Here is a 9,601-nt window from a genome sequence, read left to right on the forward strand (position 1 = left end):
CGGCAGCCCGGAGCGCCGCGCGATCTGTGCGTTGGGCCGCCGCCGAAACGGCGAGAGGGTAGACCGCGCTGCAGCCGGCGCCCATCAAGGCAAAACCCGCCAGCGCGACATAGGGATGCGGCGCCCCCGACACGGCGCAGATGCCGATCGCCGAAAGAACAAGCAACATCGTGGTGACGGCCCGCGCGCCAAACCGATCGACCAGCGGATCGACGAACAGGCGCGTCAGCGCCATGCAGAAGGTAAAAAGCGTCAATCCCAGTCCGCCAATGAAGGGCTCGACCGAAAACACATCGCGCATATAGATCGCCGACCAATCGATGCCGGCACCTTCGACGAGAAAGGCCGCGATGCCGATCACGCAGAACGGCATTAGGCCCCAGGTGGGAAGCGCTACCAGCGGTGCCTTGCCTTCATGCAACGCGATCCGCGCCGGCGCATTCCGCATGCCGGAGATTGCCCAGATGCCGATGACAAGAACCGTGACAAAGGTGGCGGCGAGATGGAGTTCCATCGAAATGCCGGCTTGGCGGACGACCGATGAGACAGGCGCCGTGACGAGGCAAACCGGACGGCGGCTCGGCCACCGTCCCAGTCCACGAACTACCGCCCACCCTCGATCTTGCGATGGCGCTGGTTGATGCCGCCCTTGCCGTAGGGATAGTCGAACGGCTGAGGAGCGCTCACCTCGTTCAATCTCGCCATCTCGTCGTCGGAGAGTTTGAGCTTCATGGCGCCGAGATTGTCGGCGAGCTGTTCCGGCGTGCGGGCGCCGAGGATGACGGAGGTGATTGCCGGCTGCGCCGCCGTCCAGGCGAGCGCCACCTGCGCCATGCTGACGCCATGCGCCTTGGCGATCTCCTCGACGACAGCGATGATCTCCCAGGTTCGCTCCAGCGCATTGCGCGGCGCATAGGATTCGCCGCCGCGATTGGGGTTTTCGCCGAGGCGGGTGGCTCCGGTCGGCATCTCGTCGCGCTTGTATTTGCCGGTCAGCCAGCCGCCGCCGAGTGGCGACCACGGCAACAGACCCATGCCGGCATCCTGGCAGGCCGCGACGATCTCGAGTTCGATGTCGCGCACCAGCAGATTATATTGCGGCTGCAGCGTCACCGGGCGGGTATAACCGCGCGCCTTGGCGATCTCCGAGGCCTTGGCGATATGCCAGCCGACATAATTGGAGAAGCCGTAATAGCCGATCTTGCCGGAGGAAACCGCATCGTCGAGGAAACGCAGCGTTTCCTCGATCGGCGTCAGCGCGTCCCAGGCATGCATCTGGTAAAGGTCGATCTGCTCGAGGCCGAGGCGGCGGAGCGAATCGTCGAGCGCCTGGCTAAGATGCCGGCGCGACAGGCCGATATCGTTGGGGCCGTTGCCCATCGGGAACCGCCCCTTGGTGGCGACGATCGCCTGGCGGGCCTCGGTCGGGCGCGCCTTCAGCCAGCGTCCGATGATCTCTTCCGACTTGCCGGCGCTATAGACATCGGCGGTATCGATGAAATTGCCGCCCCAGGCGAAATAATCGTCGAGCAGCTTGTGGGAGGCGGCCTCATCGGCCTCCGCGCCGAAGGTCATGGTGCCGAGGCAATAGGCGGTGACGACGGTCCCGCTGGGACCGAGCTTGCGATAATCCATATTCATCTCCTCTTTGAACACAACTGCGGCATCAGCGGCGGCTGTCATTTCGATGTCGACGGCGGTGAAAGAACGAGCAGCGAACTGCCTTCACACGTCCCAAACGGGGCACCAATCGCCGTTTACCAGTCGCATGCCCTTCTCGAGGCCCTCGATCCGTTTGATCTCGGCCGGCGTCAGCGTAATCTTGCGGGCTTCGAAATTCTGCATGATGCGGCCCCTCTTGCTGGAAGACGGGATGACGACATGCCCCTTGGCGATCAGGAAGGCGAGCGCGATCTGGTCGCTGGTGGCGCCGCGGGCCTTGCCGATCTCTTCAAGAACCGGGTCGCCGACGACGGCGCCGCGCGCGAGCGGCGAATAGGCCGTGACCGCGATACCGAGGTTTTGGCAATAATCGATGATCGGCCGGTTCTGCATATAGACGTGGCACTCCACCTGGTTGGTGGTGATCGTGCGGCTGTCGAGCAGGCGGATGCTTTCGTCGATCATCGCTTTGGTAAAGTTCGAGACGCCAATCTGCCTGGCAAGGCCGGAATCGAAAACCTCGTCGAACTGGCCGAGATAATCGGCAAGCGGATATTTGTTATGCGGCGACGGCCAGTGCAGGAGCAACAGGTCGACCTGGTCGACGCGGAGCTTTTCCAGGCTTTCCCTGACCGACGGCATGACGGCTCCAGGGCCATAATTGTCGGGCTTCACCTTCGTGGTGATGAAGATTTCGTTGCGCGCCACGCCGGCGTCCCTGATGCCGCGGGCGACATCCTGCTCGTTGCCGTAGCCCTGGGCGGTGTCGATGTGGCGGCATCCGGCTTCGAGCGCCCAGATGACGCCCTGATGGGCTTCATCGGCCGAGCGGTTCCATGTGCCGTACCCCATCTGCGGGATGCCAGCGACCATTGCTTCTTTCGTCATGATCTCTTCCTATGCCGCAATCCAAAACGTTACTGTGCGTCTGAAAACCCGCGCGGAGCTATCGTCAGAAACCGGCGACGTGCAGCGATTTGTAGGGGGCTTCAAGCGCTTTGACGTCATCACCGGTGAGTTCGAAGTCGACCGCGGCGATCGCATCTTCGAGATGGCTCATCTTGCTGACGCCGACGATCGGCGAGGTCACGACCGGCTTCTGCAGCACCCAGGCCATCGCGACCTGCGCCATGGACGTCTTGCGCGCCTTGGCGACGGCTTCGACGGCCTCGACGACGTCCCGATCGCCGGTCTTCTCGTACATGCTCTTGTTGTAGCGGTCGGTGGTGGCGCGCTTGGTCTCGGTGCCCCAGGGACGGGTCAGCTTGCCGCCGGCAAGCGGGCTCCACGGAAGGACGGCGATACCCTGATCGCTGCAGAGCGGCAGCATTTCGCGTTCTTCCTCGCGATAGGTGAGGCTGACCTGGTTCTGCATCGAAACGAACTTCGTCCAGCCGTTGACCTCGGCTGCATGCTGGAGCTTGGAAAACTGCCAGGCCCACATCGAGGATGCGCCGATATAGCGGGCCTTGCAGGCGCGCACGACGTCGTTTAGCGCCTGCATGGTTTCTTCGACGGGGGTGAACGGGTCGAAGCGGTGGATCTGGTAGAGATCGATATAGTCGGTGCCGAGGCGGCGCAGGCTGTTGTCGATCTCGGTAAGGATCGCGGCGCGGGAAAGACCCTGGCCGTTCGGGCCGGGACGCATGCGGCCGAACACCTTGGTCGCCAGCACGATCTCTTGGCGGGGCGCCAGTTCCTTGAGCAGGACGCCGGTGATCTCTTCGCTCGTGCCCTGCGCGTAGACATTGGCCGTATCGAAGAAATTGATGCCGGCATCCCATGCGCGCTTATAGAGTGGCCGCGCCTCTTCGAGCCCGAGAACCCATGGGCGTTCGTCCGTCTGTTTGCCAAAGGACATGCAGCCGAAGCAGATGCGGCTGACTTCAAGCCCTGTCTTGCCAAGTCTTGTGGTCTTCATGGTCTTTCCTCCGAGTTGTTGATCGGCGGTGCCGCAAATGCGGCTCGCTGCATCATGCGCCGGAAACGTATTTCCGCCAGTTGTGTTCTTCCTTGAAACCGAGAACCTCCCGGATCTTCCGGTTCGAGAGCGGCGCTTCGAATTCGCCGAGCTCCCGGAGGATCGGCGTGTTCGGCGCCCATTTGCCGAGGAAACCCCGCGTTGGCTCGCTTGCCGTGATCGTGTCGTTGACGGCATTGAAGACCTGGAAACCGAGGCCGTCGGCCCGCAGGCAAAGATCGACGATCTGCCCGAGATCGCGGGCATCGATGTAGCTCCAGGCGTTGCGCTTGCGCGATGGCGGATCGGCAAGGAAACCCGGAAAACGCTCGTATTCATGCGGTTCGATGACGTTGGCGATCCGCAGGGCGTAGATGTCGATGCCGCTGCGCATCGCAAAGGCGCGGGCCGTCTTCTCGTTGACGACCTTGGAAAGCCCATAGCTGTCCATCGGGTCGATGTCATAGTCTTCTTCGAGCGGAAACGAATGGAAATCCTTGTCTCCCTCGGCAAAACAGACGCCGTAGGTCGTTTCGCTCGACGCGATGATCACCTTGGGAATGCCGAGCTTCACCGCCGCTTCGATGACGTTGTAGGTCGAGATCGCATTGACCGAAAAAGTCTGGTTGTCGGGCTTGAGCAGCAGGCTCGGTATAGCGGCGAAATGCACGACGGCGTCGACCTTGGCCGGTCCGCCCGGCGTTTGCAGACCCTCGCCGCTGAAATGCATCGACAGGGCATTGAAGGTCTGGCCGCTATCGCTGAGATCGGTGATCAACGTCTGCACGCCGGGGCAGTTCAAGGGAACGAGGTCGAGGTTGCGGACCTTGTGTCCCTTTTCCACCAGATATGGAACCGCATGGCGGCCGGCCTTGCCGCTGCCGCCGGTAAAGATGATCCGCTTGCTCATGTGATGTGTCCGCTTCCTGATGAAGGTTCGATGGAAGCGGTACAACGCGGGAGAGCGATGAATCAATAGAGTGGAAATCACTGAACCGATGAACCAGGTTCATCGATTGGAACCAGCCGCTAAAATCCGTTCAAGCCGCGAACGATCTTGATCAGCGCGTCGACGCCGAAGGGAAGCTGCCGCCGGCTGGAATAATACATCGAAAACGGCGGGCCTATCGATGCCCATTTGGGAAGAACGACTTCCAGACGGCCTGCGGAAACGTAGGGGCTTGCCAACCGTTCCAGGCAATAGCACAGCCCGGCGCCTTCCAGAGCCGCATTGATGGCAAGATCGGTTTCGCCTGATATCAGCGCTCCGGGAACGTCGATCTCGCGCCGGTCATCGCCGCGTTCGAATTCCCACTTGTAGATCTGGCCGCGGCCCGTCCGTATCCGGATGCAGTGGTGGGAATTGAGGTCCTCCGGCATGACAGGGCGACCATGACTTCTGAGATAATCAGGGGCAGCGACCGCGACCCACTTTAAAGGAGGAGTGAGAGGAACTGCGATCATGTCTTCCGGGATGGTGCCGCTGTACCGGATACCGGCATCGAAGCCGTCCGCGGTGACATCGACGAACTGGTCATCCACGGCGACCTCGAGTTCAACATTCGGGAAGCGCTGCTGGAACACCGGGATGGCTGGCCGCAAAAGCAGAACGGCGGCATCTTTCAGAACATTGATGCGAATGCTGCCGGCGCCACCTTGATAATGTCCGTTCAAGTCCTCCAATCCGGAGTTGATAAGCTCGAGCCCGGCAGAAATCTTCTCGGCGAGGGCTGTTCCGGCGGCGGTTGGTGCAACGCTGCGGCTGGTTCGATTAAGGAGGCGAACGCCCAGCCTTTGCTCAAGCGCCTTCATGCTGTGGCTCAGGGCGGAAGCCGTTACTTCCAGGTGATCCGCCGCTTTCCGAAAGCTACGGTACTGGACTATCGCGAGAAAGATCGACAGCTCGTGAATTTCATTGCGCTTGAACTGCATGTTGATCTCAGGAGGCTAGTTTGACGATACTTCGCAACCGGTCTTGAAGGCTCTAGCTCGTTCGGTACAACTCAGCACTCGGATGCTGGCTTACCGGTTCGGATTATGCGGCGGTAGTGTCGTGACAACGCGACGGCAACGGCCATGCTAGCTCGTCTATTCGCGCTAAGTCGAATTAACACATGCCCCATCCCGCCGATTTGAATTAAAAGGTCTGCCCTCATCTCTCTGTCGGTGACAACCTTTATTGTGGTCCATTTGTCTATCTTGGTATCCGCGGGTATAGGCAGGCTTTCTCGCAGCAAAAGGGTAAGCTCAGGTGCCCTATCCGATTTATGGATGCAAATCCTCATCGCATGGCGCCTAACTGCCCAGATTATGACAGTTATATTGCGCTGCATTATCAACTATTGCAACGCCGCAAATCCGTTCTCTGCCAGATGTACCGAGGTCTAACAGCCAGCTGAAACCTTTGGCTTCTGGGTTGAACCGATGTTTTCGTGCGGTTGCAACAGCCGGGACTGATTTGAATGCGTGGCGGGGATGAGCCACTCGTCGCCGGTATATCCTCGACCATTCGCAAACCGAGCGAAGCCGGTTGCGACATTGAAGAGGAGCTCGGGCTAATCCGGTGATCGCGGAGCGGGCCGAAGACTGCTTCCAGTATTCATTGATTTCCTGATATTACAGCGGATCCAGGGAAACTAGCGTCTAGGCTCCCCAGACCACAGATCGTTCGTGCCGCTTGATCAGATGTTTGAGATTTTCGAAACTAGTGCGGATGTGGCGGGCGAAGTGATCGACGGCGGGGGTGCGAGGTGCGTCCGAACGCTTCGGCAGACCGAGCGCGCGTTCCGGATGGGGGATGGGAACGGGCAGGGCGGTGATGGATTTTTCATTGCGCGGCCAGCATGGCGCCGGGAACGTCCTCGGCCACAATGACCGGTATGATTTCCTCGACCGTGTCGAGGCCGCTGCGGGTCGACCGGCTTTCGCGTTCCAGCGTCCAGAGATAACGCGTCGTCATGTGCGGCCCGCAAACATTAAATGCGGGTCGCCATTGGCTAAGGCTTCGAACTTACTTCCAGAGAACCATGCTAGTTCCATAAATAAGGGTTACGCCGCACCGACGACATTATGGGTGCGGTTCGCATGAGCGGCCGCATTCCCAGTTCCTGAAATGGCATCGAGAGAACTGCTTCAAGCACTGAAAGCGACGACTGCGGCAAGTTGATCGGGTTCATCCTTATCGGCCCAGGCGGTTGATGTTCTGGCCGAGCAACGTTGCGAATTTCTTCAGCCCATTTTGCTGAAGCGCGTGAATGAACCCCTCAATCGTCGGAGTTGTCTTTCGCAGATTAAGCCGCGCAAGTCTGGCACTCGAAAGAAGCGCCTCGGGAAACGCGATATGAAGGTCAACCAGGAAATCATCTGGCGACTTGCCCGTTATGCCGTAAGGACGCAGGTCTCGCCTCGGGAAATCCTTGAGGTTCCAGGTGACGATGACAGAAGCTTTTCCAGCGATGGCAGCGGCGAGTACATGGCGATCGTCGCGGTCAGGCAGTTTAAGATCTTCGATCAACGGACGATAGTTCACCACGTCCGCCTCCGGGAGGACCGCCTTCATGCGGTCACGCGTGAGTTCCAGCCGTTCCGTGGACAAAGCCGGCGTGTTGGCAGCGAGATTCCGCATCCATTCGCCATGGATATCGTCGGTCCACCGCGCCTCGACAAGGCCATCAAAGGCGCACTGGATCAGGACATTCCGAAGATGAAATGGATAAAGGACGCAGGCATCATAGACCGCGACAGGCGGCTTAGAGGCCATGGGTCTGGATCAAGTCCTCGGTATCTTCGGCAAACGCCTCGACCGCCGCTTGACGGACGTCGAGCCTGGATTTCAGCCCGAGTACATCCTTTAGAAGAGCACGGCGATGTTTGCCTACGTAGCGGAATGGCAGATCGCCCCGATCCATGCGAAGGACGACGAGGGGACGAGAGATGCCGAGAATAGCCGCCACCTCGGTCGGGCTCAGTTCTTGGTCTTCGGCCAGCACGGCAACACGTTCGCCGCGTAGCATGTGCGCCAAAAGCACCTCAACTGCCGCGGCGGCCGACGGCGGTATCGAGAGCGTCTGTTCCTTCCCGCCTTCATGGCGAACATGAAGTTCCAGCCTGTCGCCCGCGCCCAGTTTCGGCAGAGGTGAAGCTGCCTTACGATCGCGATCCGACAGCCCGGCGAAGTGAACGATTTGGCTGGCCATGGCAATATCTCCTGGATCGCCAATATAGTACCCGTCGCCGTTAACTGCAATAACTGAAAGTTGCGAGAAGAGATTGAGTTGGTGGATTTGGCGTCTGATCGAAGCCGCTCAGAATTTCATCTCTAAATCAGATATCTAATCTGTTTGACCGCGTCGCGACAGGTTCGAGTCCTTTCAAGGCGATCACTCGGTTGATGTGAATGAGCACGCCACGCGCACTCCTTGGGGGTTCCTCCAGGGGGCGCAATGCACACAAGCTTCGCATACCGCCTTAGATTCGCTTAGCCGTCTCCATGACGTACCATTATTTTTAGGGCCATCGCTGATCACTTGGCGGACGATGATGCTGCCGGCCGCCGGCATGCCCAGCAGTTCAGATTGCCAGCCATGAGGCATTGGCTGAAGATTAGCAGATTGCTAGCGCCGTGCTCGCTGCAGATCAAAAAAATGCCCCGCAGAGGCAGGGCAAGTTAATGGATCGCACAGGAGGAACGCCTGTGCTTTCCTGCCGATATAACAAAAGAGGACCGGCTAGGTTCCGTCATTCCACGCTGAAAGAGGAGCCCCGCCGAAACGCAGCAATCGGAAAGGACGGATCGCACAGGCAAGAAGCTTGGGAAGCGGACGGCCCCGGTATGGGGCCACCTATGCGATCCTGTTCGCTCAACAAGAAAGCGTCGGAAAAGTTCCTGCGCGGTTCCGGACCGACCGTTAGGTGAGGCCTGGCCAAAGGGGAGGGAGGATCGCGTAGAAGCAAGGGGTTGCGGTTGAAGACAGGGGTCTGCGCGATCCGAGCCAAGTAACGGTGTTTGTGTGGCACTAGTTCCCGTGCGATAGCGCACTGTTGAAAAAAAGCCCCGCAGTGGCGGGGCTAATGTGCGTGTATGGAAAGGACGGATCTGCAATGTGCGCAGCACATCCGGATAGTAAAAACGGTGAATGCAAGAAAGTTCCATTCCACCCAAATTTTCAATCTTCGGAGAAGAAAGCCCCGCAAGAGCGGGGATCAGGCAAATGGGGTGTTTTCTACTAACGCATGTTGCGCTGCAAAACTACCTTGCGCTGTTTTTGAGAAATTGCATTAAATTCTGACATGTTTGAAACGCCATCCACAGGGTCTCTTCTCCTCATATATACGAGATCGAACAAAATTATAAACCTGCGCATCCGATCTCGCTCCATTACTTGAGCAGGTTCTGGCCGCCCGTACTTGGCGCGAGCGGGAATCCGCTCTGGTGGAAGCTTGTCGCTTCGTGGCGGAACTACAAATCTCCAGAGGCATCCCCGGCGCGATTGCTCCGGTAATAGGTTCTCTAAAGGACCGCCCCTATCGTTTCATCGACTCTGTGAAGATTTTTGATGCGATCCGCGCTGCAATCAAAGACGAAGACCTGCGACTGTTGCCGGAGTTCGGAGGTGCTGACCAGTTTCTCAGCAGCAACTTTGTTCTCGCGGTTCCCACCTATGCAAGTGCCGCCACAGGGGCTTTGCTAAACACGACGTCTCGGACGCCAGCCGGTTGAACGGGGAAGATCACCTGATAGCTTTTCCTCAAAATACTGATAGCCAATGCGTCACAAGCTTCGACGGGCATGCACTTAAAAGGGAAAATTGGGCTACGATGGCTGCGGGATCTGCGACGAATGCCTGGCACTATGACCGCCTGCACAGAAACACCTCCATCAATTCCGGCGACGTTCGAAGACGCGCTTGCGAAGTTGCCGGACGGCTATGTCGACGGATATTTTGGTAATCGATCATGGGGTGTTACCGTCAAGCGGTC

9 protein-coding genes and 2 pseudogenes are annotated in these 9,601 nt (G+C 58.9%); 1 reads left to right on the forward strand and 10 read right to left on the reverse strand.

Annotated features, from left to right (window positions below):
* Positions 1 to 13: 13 nt before the first annotated feature.
* From HFO71_RS33550 to HFO71_RS33585, 10 genes and pseudogenes are all read right to left on the reverse strand, one after another.
* Positions 14 to 559: pseudogene (locus HFO71_RS33550) on the reverse strand (MFS transporter); the annotation flags it as partial.
* 44 nt (positions 560 to 603) lie between these two features.
* Complete coding sequence (locus HFO71_RS33555) at positions 604 to 1,635, reverse strand: aldo/keto reductase (RefSeq protein ID WP_077980047.1); 1,032 nt, start codon at positions 1,633 to 1,635, stop codon at positions 604 to 606.
* 90 nt (positions 1,636 to 1,725) lie between these two features.
* Positions 1,726 to 2,550: an aldo/keto reductase gene (locus HFO71_RS33560; RefSeq protein ID WP_221989016.1), complete on the reverse strand. Its 825-nt coding sequence runs from the start codon at positions 2,548 to 2,550 to the stop codon at positions 1,726 to 1,728.
* 64 nt (positions 2,551 to 2,614) lie between these two features.
* Complete coding sequence (locus HFO71_RS33565; RefSeq protein WP_221989018.1) at positions 2,615 to 3,583, reverse strand: aldo/keto reductase; 969 nt, start codon at positions 3,581 to 3,583, stop codon at positions 2,615 to 2,617.
* Positions 3,584 to 3,635: 52 nt separating this feature from the next.
* Positions 3,636 to 4,532 carry an NAD-dependent epimerase/dehydratase family protein gene (locus tag HFO71_RS33570; protein WP_011648900.1) on the reverse strand — a complete coding sequence of 299 codons (897 nt, stop codon included), beginning with the start codon at positions 4,530 to 4,532 and terminating at the stop codon, positions 3,636 to 3,638.
* 119 nt (positions 4,533 to 4,651) lie between these two features.
* Positions 4,652 to 5,554, reverse strand: coding sequence for a LysR family transcriptional regulator (locus HFO71_RS33575; protein WP_011648899.1), 903 nt, complete (start codon positions 5,552 to 5,554; stop codon positions 4,652 to 4,654).
* A 711-nt stretch (positions 5,555 to 6,265) separates the two neighbouring features.
* A pseudogene (locus HFO71_RS36095) lies at positions 6,266 to 6,457 on the reverse strand (LysR family transcriptional regulator); the annotation flags it as partial.
* Positions 6,450 to 6,581 carry a hypothetical protein gene (locus HFO71_RS36265; protein WP_276522920.1) on the reverse strand — a complete coding sequence of 44 codons (132 nt, stop codon included), beginning with the start codon at positions 6,579 to 6,581 and terminating at the stop codon, positions 6,450 to 6,452. The gene HFO71_RS36265 and the pseudogene HFO71_RS36095, both read right to left, overlap by 8 nt.
* Positions 6,582 to 6,800: 219 nt before the next feature.
* The gene (locus HFO71_RS33580; RefSeq protein WP_077976311.1) at positions 6,801 to 7,382 is read right to left on the reverse strand and encodes a PIN domain-containing protein; all 582 of its coding nucleotides are present in this window, start codon (positions 7,380 to 7,382) and stop codon (positions 6,801 to 6,803) included.
* Positions 7,372 to 7,818, reverse strand: a complete 447-nt coding sequence (locus HFO71_RS33585; protein WP_077976310.1) for a helix-turn-helix domain-containing protein — start codon at positions 7,816 to 7,818, stop codon at positions 7,372 to 7,374. Before HFO71_RS33585 ends, HFO71_RS33580 begins: the two co-directional genes overlap by 11 nt.
* Before the next feature lie 1,253 nt (positions 7,819 to 9,071).
* On the opposite strand from HFO71_RS33585, the gene HFO71_RS33590 reads away from it, so the two are divergent.
* Entirely contained in the window at positions 9,072 to 9,341 is a 270-nt protein-coding gene (locus HFO71_RS33590; RefSeq protein WP_245007068.1) for a hypothetical protein, read from the forward strand.
* The last annotated feature ends 260 nt before the right edge of the window (positions 9,342 to 9,601 follow it).

Source organism: Rhizobium laguerreae (assembly GCF_019778565.1).
GTDB lineage: Bacteria > Pseudomonadota > Alphaproteobacteria > Rhizobiales > Rhizobiaceae > Rhizobium > Rhizobium laguerreae.